General features: G+C 47.6%; 12 protein-coding genes. 3 read left to right on the top strand and 9 right to left on the bottom strand.

What is annotated here, in order from left to right; all coding sequences use genetic code 11:
- Window positions 1-14: 14 nt before the first annotated feature.
- Window positions 15-2,786: a WD40 domain-containing protein gene (locus tag LEPBO_RS38425; RefSeq protein ID WP_017290706.1), complete on the top strand. Its 2,772-nt coding sequence runs from the start codon at window positions 15-17 to the stop codon at window positions 2,784-2,786.
- A gap of 38 nt (window positions 2,787-2,824) precedes the next feature.
- Here LEPBO_RS38425 and petJ read toward each other — a convergent pair whose 3' ends face one another.
- From petJ to accD, 6 genes are all read right to left on the bottom strand, one after another.
- Entirely contained in the window at window positions 2,825-3,226 is a 402-nt protein-coding gene (petJ, locus tag LEPBO_RS38430) for a cytochrome c6 PetJ (RefSeq protein ID WP_017290707.1), read from the bottom strand.
- Between the two features lie 75 nt (window positions 3,227-3,301).
- A complete protein-coding gene (petE, locus tag LEPBO_RS0126960) occupies window positions 3,302-3,706 on the bottom strand; it encodes a plastocyanin (protein ID WP_017290708.1) in 405 nt (134 codons plus the stop codon).
- Window positions 3,707-3,814: 108 nt separating this feature from the next.
- Entirely contained in the window at window positions 3,815-4,321 is a 507-nt protein-coding gene (psbV2, locus tag LEPBO_RS0126965) for a photosystem II cytochrome PsbV2 (protein WP_017290709.1), read from the bottom strand.
- Between the two features lie 40 nt (window positions 4,322-4,361).
- On the bottom strand, window positions 4,362-4,853 hold the full coding sequence (psbV, locus tag LEPBO_RS0126970) for a photosystem II cytochrome c-550 (protein ID WP_017290710.1): 492 nt from the start codon (window positions 4,851-4,853) through the stop codon (window positions 4,362-4,364).
- A gap of 20 nt (window positions 4,854-4,873) precedes the next feature.
- The gene (locus LEPBO_RS43035) at window positions 4,874-5,050 is read right to left on the bottom strand and encodes a hypothetical protein (protein ID WP_154660840.1); all 177 of its coding nucleotides are present in this window, start codon (window positions 5,048-5,050) and stop codon (window positions 4,874-4,876) included.
- 1 nt (window position 5,051) lies between these two features.
- The gene (gene accD, locus LEPBO_RS0126980) at window positions 5,052-5,972 is read right to left on the bottom strand and encodes an acetyl-CoA carboxylase, carboxyltransferase subunit beta (RefSeq protein WP_017290712.1); all 921 of its coding nucleotides are present in this window, start codon (window positions 5,970-5,972) and stop codon (window positions 5,052-5,054) included.
- 467 nt (window positions 5,973-6,439) lie between these two features.
- Here accD and LEPBO_RS0126985 point away from each other — a divergent pair, with 467 nt between their 5' ends.
- Window positions 6,440-7,447, top strand: coding sequence for a squalene/phytoene synthase family protein (locus LEPBO_RS0126985; protein ID WP_017290713.1), 1,008 nt, complete (start codon window positions 6,440-6,442; stop codon window positions 7,445-7,447).
- Window positions 7,448-7,502: 55 nt separating this feature from the next.
- On the opposite strand, the gene pgeF is transcribed toward LEPBO_RS0126985, so the two are convergent.
- Window positions 7,503-8,264, bottom strand: a complete 762-nt coding sequence (gene pgeF / locus LEPBO_RS0126990; RefSeq protein WP_017290714.1) for a peptidoglycan editing factor PgeF — start codon at window positions 8,262-8,264, stop codon at window positions 7,503-7,505.
- 437 nt (window positions 8,265-8,701) lie between these two features.
- On the opposite strand from pgeF, the gene LEPBO_RS44585 reads away from it, so the two are divergent.
- Window positions 8,702-9,829 (top strand): M23 family metallopeptidase, encoded by a 1,128-nt coding sequence (locus LEPBO_RS44585; RefSeq protein WP_081614771.1) that lies wholly within the window; start codon window positions 8,702-8,704, stop codon window positions 9,827-9,829.
- Window positions 9,830-9,908: 79 nt separating this feature from the next.
- Here LEPBO_RS44585 and LEPBO_RS43040 read toward each other — a convergent pair whose 3' ends face one another.
- Entirely contained in the window at window positions 9,909-10,052 is a 144-nt protein-coding gene (locus LEPBO_RS43040) for a hypothetical protein (RefSeq protein WP_017290716.1), read from the bottom strand.
- A 253-nt stretch (window positions 10,053-10,305) separates the two neighbouring features.
- Window positions 10,306-17,517: a choice-of-anchor I family protein gene (locus LEPBO_RS44075; protein WP_017290717.1), complete on the bottom strand. Its 7,212-nt coding sequence runs from the start codon at window positions 17,515-17,517 to the stop codon at window positions 10,306-10,308.
- Between the last annotated feature and the right edge of the window lie 244 nt (window positions 17,518-17,761).

Raw genomic sequence — 17,761 nt, forward strand, 5'->3', positions numbered from 1 at the left:
AAAAAGCCCCAGTTATGAGTGATGTCTTTATTTCTTACTCCCGCAAAGATAAAGCGTTTGTGGAACATTTGTATCAAACGCTAAAAGAGCAAGGGTGCGAAACCTGGGTCGATTGGCACGCGATCGAGTGGACAGAAGATTGGTGGCAGGCGATTCAACGCGGAATTGAAGGCACGAACACGTTTGTTTTTGTGCTGAGTCCAAACTCTGTGGAATCTGCGGTTTGTCGGGATGAGATTAACCATGCGGTCAAGCACAACAAGCGATTGATTCCGATCGTGTATCAACCAGTCGAAGCGCAACAGGTGCATGAAGCTCTCGGAAAATTGAACTGGCTGTTCTTTTGCGATGCCGATCGATTTGTTGAAATGTTTGGAGAATTAGTGCGATCGATCGATATGGATCTGGAGTATGTGAAGGGACATACGCGACTATTGGAAAAAGCGATCGAGTGGAATCAGCAGACGCGAAATGAGAGCTTTTTGCTGCGTGGGGTTGATTTACAGACAGCAGAGGCTTGGCTAGTCAAAGGAGCAAGTAAGCAACCGCAACCAACCCAATTACAGGGAGAATACATTAGTGCATCGCGAGCAGCAGAAATCCAACGGCAACAAGCAGAGGCAAGACGGCAACAAGTCTTTATGGCAGGAGTGGGCATGTTCGCATTCTTGGCATTTGGAGCAGCGGCGGTTGCAGTTCAGCAGCGACAGGTCGCAGAACGACGAGGAATCAATGCTGAGCTAAACGCACAAAGCCTCACAGCGATCAATCTGTTGGAGTCTAATTTGGGCATTGAGGCATTGGTTGAAGGCTTAAAAGCAGGACAGAAACTTAAGAGTGCAACCCAAGAAGTCGAGCCAGAAACAGCGATGCGGGTTGTTTCTGCGTTGCGACAGATTGTTTACAGTGTTCATGAACAAAATCGGTTAGAAGGGCATGGCAATACGATCGAGAGTGTCAGTTTCAGTCCGGATGGCAAGACCATTGCAACCGGAAGTTGGGACAACACGGTGAAACTCTGGAATCTCAAGGGCGAAGAACTGAAAACTCTCAAAGGGCATCGCGATGTAGTTAGAAGCGTGAGTTTCAGTCCGGATGGTAAGACGATTGCGACTGGAAGTGAGGACGCGACTATCAAGCTCTGGAATCTAGAAGGTAAAGAACTGAAAACTCTCAAAGGACATGGCAGCCATATCTTATGTGTGAGTTTCAGTCCAGATGGCAAAACGATTGTGACCGGAAGTGGAGATAGGACAGCAAAGCTCTGGAATTTAGAGGGCAAAGAACTGAAAACGCTGAAAGGGCATGATGTTTTTGTTGCAAGTGTGAGTTTCAGTCCCGACGGCAAAACGATCGTGACTGGAAGCGGGGATACAACAGCAAAGCTGTGGAATTTAGAGGGTAAAGAACTGAAGACTCTCAAAGGGCATCGTAGTGCTGTGAAAAGTGTGAATTTTAGTCCCGATGGCAAGACGATCGCAACAGGGAGTGAAGACTACACAGCAAAGCTCTGGAACTTAGAAGGCAAAGAACTGAAAACCCTCAAAGGTCACAGCGGTTATATTACAAGTGTCAGTTTCAGTCCCGATGGCAAGACGATCGCAACGGGAAGCTGGGACGACACGGTGAAGCTCTGGAACCTCGAAGGGAAGGAATTGAAAACCCTCAACGGGCATCTTGAGTCTGTCGAAAGTGTGAGTTTTAGCCCGGATGGCAAGACCCTTGCCACAGGAAGCTGGGATAACACGGTCAAGCTTTGGAACTTAGAAGGCAAGGAACTGAAAAAACTCAAAGGCTACGGCAGTACTACTGCGAGTTTTAGTCCGGATGGCAAGACGATCGCGACAGCAGGTGAGCCGTACACCGCGAAGCTCTGGAACTTAGATGGCAAAGAACTCAAAAAACTCAACGGGCGTAGTCTGGTTGTTCAGAGTATCCACTTCAGCCCCGATGGCAAGACGATCGCGGCAGAAGATGGGGATTTCACAGTGAAGCTTTGGAACTCAGAAGGCAAAGAACTCAGAATCCTTAAAGGACATCGCGCTTTTGTTTCAAGTGTAAATTTCAGTCCCGATGGCAAGACGATCGCGACCGGAAGTGGCGACGAAACGGTAAAGCTCTGGAACTTAGAAGGCAAAGAACTGAAAACCCTCAAAGCGCATAGCATCTCTTTAGCTGTAAGTTTCAGTCCCGATGGTAGGTCAATCGCAACGGGTCTTTTAGACGGCACAGTGAAGCTGTGGAATCTAGAAGGACAAGAACTAAACACCTTCAAGGCGCATCTTGAGCGGGTTACCAGTCTGAGTTTTAGTCCGGATGGCAAAAAGATCGCGACGGGCAGTGAGGACAATACGATAAAACTCTGGAATCTAGAAGGACAAGAACTGAGAACCCTCAAAGGGCATCGTGAGCAAGTGAATAGCGTCAGTTTTAGCCCAGATGGCAAGACGATCGCGACCGGAAGTGCAGACAAGACGGTGAAGCTTTGGAATCTAGAAGGACAAGAACTGAGAACCCTCAAAGGGCATCGTGAGCAAGTGAATAGCGTCAGTTTTAGCCCAGATCACAATCAACTCTTACTTGCCTCAGTCACGTCTGATGGAGAAGGTATCCTCTGGAACTTGGATATCAACGACTTGCAACAGCATGGCTGTGAATGGCTCAATGACTATCTCAAGCACAATCTCAATGGCAAGCCGTATCAAAATCTTTGCACTGGTTCTGCTGCGGTTAGCCCTTGGGAACAAGCAATGGGATGGGTGAGAGAGCGGCTGTCGCGATCGTAAATGGAGCGAAATTGACAAAAATATTCGCGCGATCGCACTCACGATTTACGTTCTGAAACTTCCTGCGATGTGCTCACTTCCACTTTGGTAGACCAATCCAACTCAGCCTGACCCAGAACATAAGTCGCGATCGCGTCAATTTCCTCTTCATTCAGTCGCCCTCCGAATGCGGGCATGGCATTCTTGCCGTTGACGACCTGATATCGAATCGCCTCCAACGAATTCATTGCATACTTTTCCAGTGCCTCTTTTCGCAGCGTCTTGTGCGAAATGATCACGTTATTTCCGCCAATATGACAGGCTGAACAATTGGAATTAAACAACTGTTCTCCGCTCGGAACTTCAGCCAAGACTGGAGAAATCCCCACAAAAATTGCGATCGCACAACTGATGAGTGCGATCGCAATTTTTGACCAACATTTAAGCGGATTTGTGCTCATTCTTCTCAATCCTGTGCCGCGAACCTCACCCTATTCTAGAAGGGGATTAGGCTTCAAAACCGAGAAGAACCGAAACTATTGCACAACCACTTTACCGACCATGCCTGCGCCCCGGTGAGGCAAGCAGAAATAGCTGTATTCCCCTTTAGGAGCATCAGCCGGGATCGTGATGTCAAAAGTCTTCTTCGCACCTTCTAGGGCTTTGTGAGAAAGGCTAGCAGCTAAGGCAGCATCTGCACCCGGAACCTTGTCAAACACAACGTTATGAGGCGGCAACTGACCCACTTCAAACTGAATCGTGTCCCCTGCCTTCACATTGACAACTGCGGGTTCAAATACTAGACCCTTCTTGCCACCCATAATCACTTTTACGGTATCTGCTGAAGCAGGAGCAGCAGAAATGAAGAGACTACCTGCAATCAATAGGACTGCACAGAATACCAGGGACAGACCCCGAATAGCGGAAGCGATCGATTTCATAGTAAATTCTCGAACGACATTGTTCTCTAGACTATTTGCTTATTTTACAGCCTGTCGTACTCAGTTTGACATGCTGTAATAGATAAAAAAATTAGATTCTGAAAACCGCTAGAAATTCGTCGTTCCCCATCCTTTTGCTTTGTCCGCCGCTCTGAGAATAAATCCTGATAAGTTCTCAACTTCAGCCTCAGATAGCCATGAGTCTGGAACCTCTCGGCAGAGGAGGTTTTCTTCGCTACCGTCATAGCTCATGGGCTGACGCATAAATTTAACGAGTTGTTCAACGGTGTCACGTGGCGGAGTCGCGTGTCTCAACGTCTCTAGGGACAACGACACTTCTGGATTCGGCAGTGTCGAACCGCCCACATGGCAAGAGGCACAGTGCAATTCAAATAATTTTTTTCCTGCGATCATGTCCTCGGCTGAAAACAATCGTGTTTCGCCTCGATCGTTCATCAATACCGGAACCGGATCGCTAACCTGTAAATACTGTCTAACGTAGGGATCAACCGCTGCCTCAACAGGAAAACTGACCCCAACTAGCACCATACAAGCCGAGCAGAAGATCACCAAGCCACGGAGCCAGCGATTTTGAAGCAAAGCATGTATCAACATAGGCGAGGTCAGTCCCCAAAAAATTGCAATTCAACGTGGTTTAGTAATAGATCTTACCGCCGCCCCACTTGTCACCGACAACTTTCGGTTGCAGCAGGATATGACCTGCGATCGCAACTAAATCTTGTTCGGTCAAGTTACGCATTTCAGGGAAGGTATCCTTGCTCTTGAGGCTCGGATGCACTTCAGAAATGTCAGTTGCTCCGTCATAACTCGTCGGCACTTTCATGTAATCGACCAGCGCATCAATATTATTGCGCGCAGGCGTTGCCAAAGACAGCGCTTCGGGGTCAAGTCCAACGTTCGGATCCGTTTTGGTCACGCCACCGACATGGCACTGGGCGCAAGCATATTGAAACAAACGTTTGCCTTCTTTCACTTGCTTGAGCGAAAGCGTGACTGTCCCACCATTGGCATCTTTTGCCACTGTGCGGGTCGCCGCATCCAACTCAGATGCCTGGGCAGACTGGGTACATACCTGAAAGGCAAAAAAGACGGTGGCTACAGCAAGCCAAAGAAATCTTTTAAGCATGGTTCTCCTTAAAATGTGGCTCAGTAATCGGGCTTCACAACACAACACAACAAAACAGCAGACGATAATGGCAGCCTCACCCCAACGGATGAAGGCATCGGCAAATCGAGCGATCGGCTTTGCTGATGATGAGAATAGACCTCTCTAATACCAATATCATGCTGATGTACCCAAGGTTTCACCAATCTTGGATTCACGCTATTCTGCGGTGGGTGTGAAAGTTTTGATGCCAGGAATTTGTACCCCATGAGCGCTGGCAATGGTTGGCTGATGTAGCCGAATCAGTTGCGCTAAGGTTTTTTTCAGTTGGGTGCGCGGCACGATCGCATCGACAAAGCCGTGATTGAGCAAATATTCTGCCGTTTGGAAATCATCGGGTAGTTTTTGCCGCAGGTTTTGCTCAATCACACGCCGCCCTGCAAACGCAATCATCGCTTTCGGTTCGGCAAGAATGATATCACCGAGCATGGCAAAACTTGCAGTGACACCGCCTGTGGTTGGATGCGTCAAAACCGGGATGTAGAGTAACCGACTTTCGCGATGGCGTTGCAATGCGCCTGAAATTTTTGCCATTTGCATCAGACTCAGCAGCCCTTCCTGCATTCTTGCACCGCCTGATGCACAGACAATCACAACGGGAAGCCTTTGTTGAGTGGCACGCTCGATGAGCCGAGTAATTTTTTCACCGACGACCGAACCCATACTGCCGCCGATAAAGCGAAAGTCCATCACTCCTAAAGCAACCTGGCAGCCATCAAGCTGACCGATTCCGGTTTGTACGGCTTCGGTGAGTTTGGTTTTTTCTTGAGTATCGCGGAGATAGTCGCTGTAAGACTTACGAGCGCGGAATTTTAAGGGATCAGTGGGCAGGATATGCTCATCGATCGCGACCCAAGTATCGGGATCAATCAACTGCCGAATCCGCTCTGGACTGTAGACGCGCATATGATGACCGCACTCCAGGCACACCATTTGATTTGCTCTCAAATCTTTGGTGTAAGTCAAAACACTGCACATTTCGCACTTTTTCCAAAGTCCATCGGCGATTTCACGCTCTTGACCTTGAGGAATTTTCGAGTCGGACTTGCGCCGATTTGCAAACCAATCAAAGAGTGACATGGGCAATCCCTATCCTTCGCAGTGAGAACAATGAAATTTAGCAGGTTTTATAAATCGTAAGTACGATGAGCGCAACCTCTTTCAAATCCTATATAAAAACGTGGCTTTTCTCACAAATTGTGCTGCTTTAGAATTCGTAACCGTAAATACTGAGTTCCCGTAATTACACGTAAATATATTTATTAGTCGTAATGTTACTTAATCAGCATGTTATATTCCGAACATTGCTCTCAACAATCCGCGAGGAAATAAACTATCCTCGCAGTGCTAACTGCAGTACCATTTTCCAACGTGTTGCCTAATGGTAACCGCAGAAATTTAGCTCTATTTTTTGTCGTTCTGAGATGAATGCAGTGCCACAGCTTTACCGGATTAGCTGTGATCTCAAACACACATGCGTTCATCCTATCAAAATCTGGGAATTCTAATTTTGAGTGCCGTGGCAAGACTGAAATTCACCTGTTGATATGAACAAGTATGTTGCTGAGTTAGTGGGTTCGTCTCATTACCGCGCGATCGCGGATGATGCCCTGAAAGATGAGGACAATGCCGCCTGGGTGATGGAACTCGAACCGGAAGTCCGAGCGGTTTGGCTAGAGAGGATTCGCTGGATTCGGATCGCTGATCGACTGGCTGAAAGCGAAATGATTGAAGGGAATTCTGGTCATTTCCAAGACTTTTGCGCATCTTGGCGTTGGCTAAGTGCAACAGGCAGAGTGCAGCCTGCGGGGACGCATCGTGTGCTATTTGAATCGATGTGCAACCTGTGGTTCAACAACTGTGACCCAACTTCTCACCTATCTCTAAAAGCTTGGGAGCGCTATCTTTTAGCCCTCGATCGGTATACTCAAAAAGATATGGTTTTTGAGACAATGGAAGAGTTTGAAGTTATGATGCGTGCGCTAGCTGCTTCATTCTTTCAGGTTTTACCATTCTTGTCAACTACCACTTGGCAGATTGTTGGAGCATTCGGTACGGTTGACCAGTTTTACAACATTCTTCGCGATCTGCGCGAAGATGCCGAGCAAGGCATTTGCTATTTGCCAACCGAGCTGCTAGATCGATTTGGGATCAGTCGATCTGAGATTTTGGAATTACGGGCGCAGGAGAATCCAGGCTACCGAGCAATGATGGAATTCTTGATTTATGAGTATTTGCCCACGCTGCGCCGTCGAGCATATCCGTTTATTTTGTCGCCAGATTTACATCCGTCTTGGCAGATTCTACGGGAATGGTCAATGACTCGATATGCTCGGATTGAACGGGTTTTTCGTCGTTGCGGATATGATTATATGCGATTCCCGCATGTGTACTGGCGGGAGGTGCAGCGAGATTTGGTATTGATGATGCCTTCGCGGTGGAACGCGACCACCACTTATCCGCACGGAGGACGGTTGAGTGTATTGAACGATCGTCATCACAAGCTGCGTAAGTTTGCATCAATGAACACCGAACTGCTGAAGGTCGGAGCTTGAGTTGTGAAAAGAACGAGCGTTAGCTTTGAGATGAAGCCTAGCTTTCTAGCCTAAGTCAAAATGAGCCGCTTACAATTCCTGACCATTGAACTTTTTTCAGCTTCTCACGGCGATATGAAAAAAAGTTTTTTGAATCTTGATAAGTACAGTGGGGTGCGATCGCGATTTGCTCAGGCGCAATTCCCATCTGTTCAAGTTGAATTGCAATCACCCGGCGCACATCTAAACGAGCGCGTCCGGGAGTCGAATCTGGCAAAATTGGCGAACTGGGCAGGCTGAGTAATTTCTCCAACTCGGGTTCTGCTCGGATCGAAGCTGCCACTTCTAATGCAACTTGATGTGAGACTTGATAAACTTCACCCGAAATCGCTGGACCTAATGCAATTCGGACATCCTCAAGTTGCGTTCCTTGGGCTTGTAATTTCGCGATCGCCATCGGCACAATCTTTAACGATGTGCCTCGCCAACCCGAATGCACGGCAGCCACATTTCCTGTCTTCGCATCCGCAATTAAGGCAGGCGTACAATCGGCACTACACGCCCAAACCGCTTGCTGCGATCGCTCGGTAATCATGCCATCTGCATCAGATAACTGTTCTAAATTTCCTGGATACTCCAACTCTGACGGGGATAAGACCGTATTGCCGTGAACCTGTTTGACCCGATATACCTCGGAAGCCGGGTCTAACGCCTCAATCAATTCTTCTGGCATTCGTGGCGCACACTGTTGCGTAAAAAAGCCATGCTGCCAAGGCTGAAGTAGACTACAGGTTAAATAAGGCAATTCGTTCCAAGTTTGCCAGTGCCAATTATGCATAAGGGCATCCACGAAATTTCTCTTCGTTATCGTAACGGTTTATTGCGATGACAGGCAGTTCTTTGCCCACAAGAATGAAGATTTCGTAAATTATCTGGTGCAAACTCGCAGAGAAATACGACTGTTCATTCTCTTGAAACTTCCGCAGTTTTACTCAGGTCACACAGCGGTAAATCAATCGTTAACAAAGCAGTTCAAATCCTGAAAAAGCTGGCATCATGGCAAGCGAATTGTTCTACGAAAGACTGCGAGATCATTTGTGAGATTTCGATAAAACTAATTCCCTAAATCCGGATTTGTACTCAAAACCCAGTACTATATGACTGGAGATTATAGTTAACTAATGTAAAGAATTCCCAAGTAGTTATCGAGCGGAACTTAGTCAGAGTCATTACCGACGAGTGAACACGAGCAAAGCTGAAAGAGGACAGTACAGTATGACGCAACGACCCACCCCGACCCACCCCGACCGGAGCCAAAAGCGATTACTCAGACGGCTTGGATGTCTCGGTAGTTTGGGTGTCTTTAGTAGCAGCATGACCCTAGCACAAGCTGCTCCCATTATTTCTCCTTCCCCGATCGTCGTTGCACCATCATCTACATCTACAGCGACCGAGCCAACGCCTCCCGCTCCTGCAAGTGCAGCCGCTCTGACGACTACTTCAACTCCAAGTCCGGCTGTTCCGGAAGCTGCAGCCGAACCTACACCTCCGGCTGAGATTGAGATTCCCGAGTCTTCTCCCGTTTCAGAGTCTCCGTTGGTTCAGCCTCAACCTGCTGCGAGTCCCGCTCCTAGCTATCAAGCTCCCGATGAAATCGTCATTGAGCAGCGAAATCCGACCACAAATAAGGTCACAACCGCTCCTGCAAAACCTACAGGCATTGGTAACACTGTCTCAAAAGCGATTTCTGGAGTCATTCGCCCGACCTTTAATCAGGCAGATCCTGAAACCGCAGTCTCAGTAGAAGCAGCAAGTACCGCACCTAGCGCAACTTGGACACCGCCTTCAGTGGTGCCGCCTTCGTTTGTCCAAAATTATTTCAACCGTACGGTGCGTCCTCTGGGTATGCCTGGAAATGGCGATGTGCGTCTGCTCTTCCCGCTTTCCGTTCCGGCAGTGATTACCTCGGTATTCGGCTGGCGGGTTCACCCAATTACCGGCAATCAGCGTCTCCATACCGGAACTGATATTGGTGCGCCGATGGGAACGCCTGTTTTGGCAGCTTTGACAGGTCGAGTCATTTTCTCTGATTGGTTGGGTGGATATGGTGCATCCGTTGCACTGGAGCATACGAACGGCTCCCAACAAACCCTATATGCTCACTTATCAGAAGTGTTCGTGAAACCTGGGGATATCGTCAAGCAGGGAACGGTGATTGGACGAGTCGGCAGCACTGGAAATTCAACTGGTCCTCACTTGCACTTCGAGTTTCGTCAACAAATGCAGGACGGGACTTGGGTTGCTCAAGATGCAGGACTATCATTGGAACAAGCAATGGCTCAGTTGACGAGAGCGATGCAGGTAACTCAACAACCCGTCAAAGGTCCCATGCCTCGATCGTAAGAGACCCGTTACGTTTCTAAAGAAAACCGTTACGTTTCTGAACGTCTGATCTTCTGGGAAGATCAGACGTTTTTATCGTTTAAAGTTTCTTCCCAACTAACCAGAGTAGTCCTGCATCGACAAAGGTGAGTGGGTTATCTAATGTTCCGGCTAAGAGGCTGAGGAAGAGAAAATAGCCGAGTGTCGCGATCGCAATGAATTTAATCAAAACTAAACTTGCCATAGCTAGATGAAGAGGAATCTATGTTGTGTAGAAGTAATACACTCGATCAGATAGACATGTCAATTTTTTAGCCGTAGTTTATCAAGATAGAGTGACATTTATAAGCTTTATCAAGATACTACACATTTTGTGTCTTTTCCATCACTTGAATTTCATAAATTTTGTGCATTCTGGGTAGAGATACAACTCTAAAACGCCAAAAAACGGATGTTGCAAAAAAACGCAACATCCGTTTTTTGGTTAGATGAACGGTTTAGACGATCGTGAAGCTCGACTGGAGTAAGGTGTTCGATTGCACTCCAACTAGCGTTGTGAGAACTTCTTGGCTGCGTGTCAGTTGAATTAAGGTGTGATTGACCGACGCGCCAGACCCTTGAACGATCGAGAGGTCTTCAAATCGCAAGTTGCCTGATAAGCCAATGCGATCGACTCCGACTTCAAAATCCAGAATCAGATCGGCTCTATCCTGTCTGCGAATCACGAACGTATCGCGACCTGCGCCGCCGACTAAAACATCATTGCCTAATCCTCCAAATAGCACATCATCACCATCTCCACCTCGAAGCGTATCGTTACCGCTGAGTCCGTAGAGGATGTCATTGCCGTCTAGACCGTTGATAACATCGTCTGAGTTATTGAACCCGTCAATGACGTTATCGAGTTGATTTAAGAAGGTGACTGTATTTCGGTTGAAAACTCTGCCACGCACCACATCCGAATTGAGCACATCAAAATCGTCTGCGATCGTCTGCTGTGCATTGAACAGAATATTACCGATATTGAGTGCGGCTCCAGTTTCTCGGCGCAAATTGTCTAGGGTGTCTAGACGGAAGTCTTTGAGCGTCACAATCGGGCTATCGGGAGCCGTAAAAGAGATCTCAAGGTCGGTGCCTTTTTGCGTGAGTTGGAGATTTTTGGCGTTGAGTTCTGCACCTGTGAATTTGAGGGTATCGACTTCTGAGATTGTGTTTGCGCTCGGATTGGTGCCACGTCCGACTCCTCCAAAATTGACAATCACTGTGCGATCGCCAGATTGAATATCAAAAATCTTCTGTCCGCCTTTGCCATTGGGTTGAGCGAAGGTGAATTGTGAAACGAGCGGATCATGATCACTGACTTGATTGGCAAATTCGGAGTTGATATGAACTACATCGAATTTTGCATCGCCGTTCATGAACAGGTTGCGGCTGACCAAGATGTGATCGAGCGCCTGAGCATTCCCCTCAAAGTTGTAGTTGTACCGCTGATTTGGACGGAGCGTGTCATACAGATTCACTAAAGACTGATCACCGGTCAGAATGTCTAACGGTGCAGAAAACTGGAAGTCGTTCAGATCGCCTGTGACAATGACATTCGCATCCGGATTTTGCTGAAGAATGCGATCGACGAGATCTTTGACGATTTGTGCTTGCTCGATTCTTTGGGGTTCAGTCGTTAAAGTTGGCGGTTGGAACTGTCCAAATAGCGGTTGATCTCCCCCTTTCGAGTTGAAGTGATTGTTAATGACAAACACTTGATGACCACCATTGAATCGAAACTCACCGACTAGCGGCTTACGCGAATCGAGAAAAGCAGGATTGGTTGGACTCAGGCGACCTGGACTTGCGGAAAGTCCGTCTTTGTTAAACGTGGTGTCTACTAAGGAACCGCCCCCTGGACGATCGACAAAGTTGACGCGCTCTGGATTGAACAAGAAGCCGACCCGAATGTTTGCTCCCGGTTGTCCTCCATCTTGATTGTTCACCGGATCGATTTGGCGATATTCATACCGCGTCCCCCCTGCTGCAACGATCGCATCAATTAAGCGTTGATACGTCACGCTGGCATCAACGACACCATTGTTCTGTGCGCCGTTATTGTCTTGAATTTCTTGAACATTCAGAATGTCCGGTGACTTCAAGTTTTTGACAATCTGATCTGCCAAAGCAGCAAACTGGGCGACACCGCTGGTTGGACTGAGATTCTCAACGTTGAACGTTCCCACAGTGAGTTGATTCGTACTGCCTTGTAAGGATGTCGTTTCACGTTGTAACCCACCCGATGTGGCAATGAGAGGTTCAGTGTTCAACAGTTTGAAATTGTTGAAACTGTAATCGATCACGCCAGTAATGCTAGAGAAGCGATCTCCGACATTCACTTGGGGGGGGTTAGATACGATCGCATCATCTACAATGATCCGCTCTGGATTAAAGTCACTTGGCTGGATGATGATTCCGCCTCGATCGGTGCGAGGAGACGCATTTGCACCGTTGTTTGCGAGCACAGCAATCTCGCCGAAATTGTTCGTGGGACTGACTGCAACCGCGTCTTTCACTTGCACTCGCATTCCTTCTAAGCTTTCGTAGAAGTCAATGCCATTGGTATTCGGGTTAAAGACAGAACCCGGATTTTCGACATTGCCATTGACAGCACCATTACTAATCACTTGGTTTGGTGGGATGCGTCCACCTGTTCCAATGACAGTCACATCAGGCAGTGGATTGTTGCTCGACAACACTCTAAAGGTTGCCGCTGGATTACCTGCTCCACCAATTTGAGTTGTGGTTAAGTTTGTACTCGTTGTGCCACCCGGACGAAACTCACCGACAACACCATTCACTTGAACTGCATCGCCCACTTTCACAGTAGGAGCTGTATTGGTAAAGATGAAAATGCCTTCAGAGGTTGCAGAGTTAGTATCGGGAGTTGGATCTTGAATGTAGAAGCCATTGTTCCGAACAACCGTGACAATCCCTGCAACATTGTTCACAGTTTGACCGACGAGTAGCGATCGCTGTGCTGCTCCTTGAATATCACTAATTCGAGTAGGCGGATTGAATTCTAGGACAGCAGTCGTTTTACTAATCTCATTGGTGACAATGAGGAGAGGTTTACCGTTTGGACTCTCTTTGGCAGCAATAAAAGTCAGACCTTCAGGCCCCGAATCTGTTGTTCCGGAGGTAGGGCTGACTCTGAAATCACGCGGATTAAAGTACTCAACAAACACGGGTTTACGCGGATTTGTCACCTCGTACACCATCACACCGCCGATGCGTTCTAAACCGATGAAGGCATAGATACGATCGTTGATCGTTCCAACGACGACTGCTTCTGGTTCAGGTCCTTTGTTGTCGCTGCGATTGTCGAAATTGTTTGCTGCATTGTCAGAGTTAAAGAAGCTAGGAAAAGCAGAAGCTGTAATCTGCTCAAACTGATCGCCACTATCGAATACGAGATTGCCCTTCGTGTCGCGAATCGAGAACGAACGAGTTCCGAGGACTTCAATGCGATCGAAGAAGCCATCGCCATTCGTATCCCCTGTCGCAGTCGTAACAGTTAACCGTCCCAAATTTGCATCGCGCTTCAGATCAGTAGCATTAGGAAACACACTAGGATCAAGGCGATAGTTACTACTTCCTACTCGAATTTCTTCAGAAAAGCCTGTATAGTCACGGGCATCACCTTCATTGGCAGTAATGATGAAAGTTTCACCATTGACTGTAAATTGGGCGATCGCATCGGGCTGATACATGCCGAATACAGGTTGATTGCGAATGTTAATTGCATTATCGCGATCGCTGGCATCTAGCCCATTGCTTTGATTAAAGCTGACAATTCCTAATTTGATCGTATTAGGAACGGTTGTCCCAGAGAGAACCCCATCTTTTGCAGTACTACCGCCGACTCCAAAATCATTGTCGTTGATTAACGCGATCGTGTTCGCATCAATTCTTGCTAGCCCTTCTAGCTTTTCAATGCCTGTATACCCTAGAGCAGCAGCATTTGTGACCAGCCGCTTCGTGATAGGTCGAAGATTGGCGGCACTCAGTTCTGCGATCGTCAATTGCTCAATTGTTTTCCCGCCAACATTGGTGACTGTGCTAATGTTAGTCGCACCTTTGAGATCAATCTCATACAGCCACTTGTTCGCATTCGTTCCACTGCGATCGTCTCGCTCAACGACTAAGAATTTGCCATTTCCCAGTGCGACGGCATCCCCAATCTTGTCAGTTCTCGCATTTCCACTGCCGCTAATATCATCCAGAATGTAGAGATATTCACCTGTGACAGCTTTCGTTGTGATGTCAAACTCTAGGACTCTCAGGTTGCGAGAATTCCGGGAAGTACTATCGTTTGCCGTATCAGGATTGTCGATCGCGCTTTGAATGAAGGCATAAAGTTTGTTTCCTTCTAAAGCAACTGCTTCAAATCCGCGATTATTTCGGCGCTGTGCATAGACTTCCGGTAAAACAGGTGTGCCAAAGCTAGCATTTTCAGTGGGTGAACCTTTGGGAATAAAGCGATCAATCAACCGACCTTGTGGATTGAAATGATAAATCGCAGGTCGATATTCATCTACTAGCCAAAATGTGCCATCTGCTGCAATAGCTAGCCCTTCAAAATCGCCTCCCAGTGGGTCATTTTCCAAGCGATTCCCAAACAGATCTACTGGAATTTCATCTGTAAAAGCAGTGCCGACAGCCCCATTCTGAAGATTTGGTAAGCCTGTGAGTGGAGTACCATCGGGACGGCTTAATCCAATTCGATCAGTTAAGGTAATCTCACCAGAGGCTTGATTGAGTTCAAATCGAATCAGTTGAGGCTGAAAATCAGGCAAGGCGAAAGGACGACCGAGATCGCCAGCTTCACCATTGGGTCCGCGATCGGTGTGCGTTACAAATTTCAGATTGCCATTCGCGGCAATTCCTTCAAACACCAGCCCAGAGAAGCCACCTAGTAGAATCTCTTGCCCAGGTGTCGTTTGAGCCGGATTGTTGGGATTGGTCGTTGCAGTCTTGCCCAAAACAGGCAGATTCTTAAACTCGTAGGATTTCAGCGTGGGTAGCCCTTTGCTGTGATCCTTCAAACCTAGCGGTAACAGATCAGTCACTTTCGCAGTTGCAATATCCACAACTGCGATCGCATTATTTTCCTGAAGTGTCACCCATGCCGTCTTGCCATCATCTGAAACAGTGATATATTCCGGCTCTAAATCTTGTGCAACTGTTGCATTCGGTCCATAGATCCGGATGCCTTTTGCTTGTAGATCTGCTTTTTGATTATTGAAGCTCTCAAATCCAGCAGTACTTACAGTTACATTCGCAATGCCATTGGAGATGTCGATGATACTGATCGAGCCAACGGGATCAATCGAATCCGTCTGATTGTAGCTATTCGGCTCCCCTTCATTTGCTACCAGAATCTTTTTACCATCTGGGGTGAATGTCAACATGTCAGGAATTGCACCGACTGCGACACTTCTTTGAATGTTACCTTGAACATCTAAAAAGACAACTTGACCCGGATCAGTTTTGCGAATGCCATCAATTGCAACTGCAACGATGCCATCTTTTACTGCAACGCTATTTGTCCCACTCCCAAAAGGAGCAAGCTCGATTGAGTTAACCAACTTTGGAGCTTTCGGATCGCTCAAGTCTACAATTTCGAGCTTCGTGCTTCCTCCAATCACAAACAATTGCTTGGTCTCAGCATCATAAGCAGAAATTTCTGAGCCACCTGCTAGTGCTAATCCGCCAATTTTGGTGAGCGTGCTAGATTTCGGTACAATCGCATCAGGCACAAGAGCTAGATTCCGAATGCGAGTATCTTTGGTAGGGTCAACATCTGCTGCATCGAAGCTGCCAATCGCTTTGAGATATTCTGCAAACGCATCTTGTTCGGTTCCATTATCTGCAAAGGTGGCAACGCCAGTCCGGGATGGATCGAGCAGGTCTACTCGATTCGCCTGTGTTGGATTGGCAGCGATAATCTGCGGGAATGGATAGCCATCTCCTCCGGTTGTTGCTCCGGGTGCGCCGACTAGGAAGCTTAAAGTCACCATGCGGAAGGTGCGAGTTGGATCGCCAATAATTTGCCCACCTCGGACAACTTCCTCGATCGCGTTGCCATTGGCATCAGTAATTGAGAGCGATTGGACTCTTTCGCCTGGAGCCGTTGCCGTGCGAGCGGTGCGAGTCGGATCAAAGCTAAACTGAAATCCTCCAATCTGTGGAAAAGCTCCCGGAGTCGCTCCTGGGCGAACGCCAGCAACACCATGCTCTATCAAGTCTTTTAACTGAGCCGCAGTAACCGTTACAAGGGTCAAAGCATTGTTAAAGCGTAAGGAATTTTCAATATCGAGTTGAGAGATCTCTCCTGATTTTTTGTTTGCTAGGTCGTTTGCACTCGGCGGTAAGCGATCGACGGCCCCTGTGGCTCCCCCTGCTCCACTGACAACGCCAATGTTGTCACGAATTCCGCCACCATTTTTCAGGGAAAGGACAACATTTGCATCGGTCTGACGGGCTGCAAACAGATTTGCATCTGCGGTGAGATTGCCTAGGTTGGTCTCCTGCGTTCGGACATCTTCTCGCGTTCCATTGAGAAAGACACGGGTGCTGCCGAAAATGCTGCTGTCTTTTGGAATAATGACGCGATCGCGCAAGGTTTGAGCGATTTCGACAATCTCAGGATCAGGAGTTCCGGGATTTACCGCAACCAAAGCACTCACACTGGCTGCATCTGTGGCATAAGCTCCATTGATTAAAGGATTGAGCGTAGAGAGATCAATCTTACCTTGAGCATCAAACTCAGCTACTAAGCGCCCTACATAAGTGTAGTTTGCAGCTGTGTTCACCACTAGAACACTTCCGGTTGGAGATTGTTCAACTAATGGATAAATTCCAGCCGTAGTATCACCGGGACGTAAGCGATCGGTACTATCGGCTAGTAATGTGTGTGATCCACCTGCAATGATCACATCCACATTTGACAGGCGTTTAGCTAGCTCTCGTTCGATGAACAATTGCTGCATGTGCGCCGTGACGACAATTTTGTTGATTCCAGTATTCGCGAGATTGTTCACCTCAGCTTGAATGATTTGGGCGAGGGCATCTAACTGTTCTGGAGTCGGATTTCCAGCAAAAGGTTGAGGTGTAACCACGACACCCGCACCGGGAGAAGAAATTGCGGGCAAAGTTGGAGTGGTTGCGCCAATGATCCCGATTTTTTCACCTCCAACCGTGATGACGGTACTTTTGGCGATACTGTTGGGGCGCGGAGCTTGTCCATCTGGGACAACTAATCCTCTCAACGAAGCATCATTTGCGAAATTGAGGTTTGTACTGAGATAAGGGAATTGTGCGCCTGGATAGGCTCCACTTACATTGAGGACACTTGCGATCGTATTGGTTCCCAAATCGAATTCATGATTTCCAAGTGCCGATGCTTGAAATCCGAGTTCGTTCAAGATCGCAATGTCTGCGCGTCCAACTCCTTCTTGACCGAGTAATGCTCTTAATGCAGGATCACTGCCTGATGAGAAAAAAGGACCAGGAATAAAGTTGTCACCTGAAGACAAAATCAACGTGTTGGCGTAGTCATCTTTCAGGGCGTTAATTACAGTTGAGAAATTAACGGAATCGGTAATTGCGGGAATTCCAGCTTCAAAGTCAGAAGCATGGAGAATCTGGAGTTGAAATGCCATAAGTTGAAAATCAGTGTGAGACTTGATGCAAGAGCTATGAAATACACCCGCTCTATTCGTCCCACACCAACTTTAAGAACGCGCTAAGTCCGATTTAAGAGTATCAAACGCTACTGGTCAGTTCACGCGAACTTGAACTTCTTAAAGTTTGCATCAATTATTTTGTTTGCAGGAAATCATTCATACCAAAAGACGATCGTGCTTTTGAATTCTCGGTCAGGAGGCGTTAGAGAAAATGACCGGA

Source organism: Leptolyngbya boryana PCC 6306 (assembly GCF_000353285.1).
Lineage (GTDB): Bacteria > Cyanobacteriota > Cyanobacteriia > Leptolyngbyales > Leptolyngbyaceae > Leptolyngbya > Leptolyngbya boryana.

Excerpts from the sequence above, each read along its gene's own strand:
- psbV2 (WP_017290709.1), bottom strand. The coding sequence starts at position 4,321 with ATGTTGATACATGCTTTGCTTCAAAATCGCTGGCTCCGTGGCTTGGTG.
- accD (WP_017290712.1), bottom strand. The coding sequence starts at position 5,972 with ATGTCACTCTTTGATTGGTTTGCAAATCGGCGCAAGTCCGACTCGAAA.
- LEPBO_RS44075 (WP_017290717.1), bottom strand. The coding sequence starts at position 17,517 with ATGGCATTTCAACTCCAGATTCTCCATGCTTCTGACTTTGAAGCTGGA.
- LEPBO_RS44585 (WP_081614771.1), top strand. The coding sequence starts at position 8,702 with ATGACGCAACGACCCACCCCGACCCACCCCGACCGGAGCCAAAAGCGA.
- pgeF (WP_017290714.1), bottom strand. The coding sequence starts at position 8,264 with ATGCATAATTGGCACTGGCAAACTTGGAACGAATTGCCTTATTTAACC.
- petE (WP_017290708.1), bottom strand. The coding sequence starts at position 3,706 with ATGAAATCGATCGCTTCCGCTATTCGGGGTCTGTCCCTGGTATTCTGT.
- LEPBO_RS43040 (WP_017290716.1), bottom strand. The coding sequence starts at position 10,052 with ATGGCAAGTTTAGTTTTGATTAAATTCATTGCGATCGCGACACTCGGC.
- psbV (WP_017290710.1), bottom strand. The coding sequence starts at position 4,853 with ATGCTTAAAAGATTTCTTTGGCTTGCTGTAGCCACCGTCTTTTTTGCC.
- LEPBO_RS0126985 (WP_017290713.1), top strand. The coding sequence starts at position 6,440 with ATGAACAAGTATGTTGCTGAGTTAGTGGGTTCGTCTCATTACCGCGCG.
- petJ (WP_017290707.1), bottom strand. The coding sequence starts at position 3,226 with ATGAGCACAAATCCGCTTAAATGTTGGTCAAAAATTGCGATCGCACTC.
- LEPBO_RS38425 (WP_017290706.1), top strand. The coding sequence starts at position 15 with ATGAGTGATGTCTTTATTTCTTACTCCCGCAAAGATAAAGCGTTTGTG.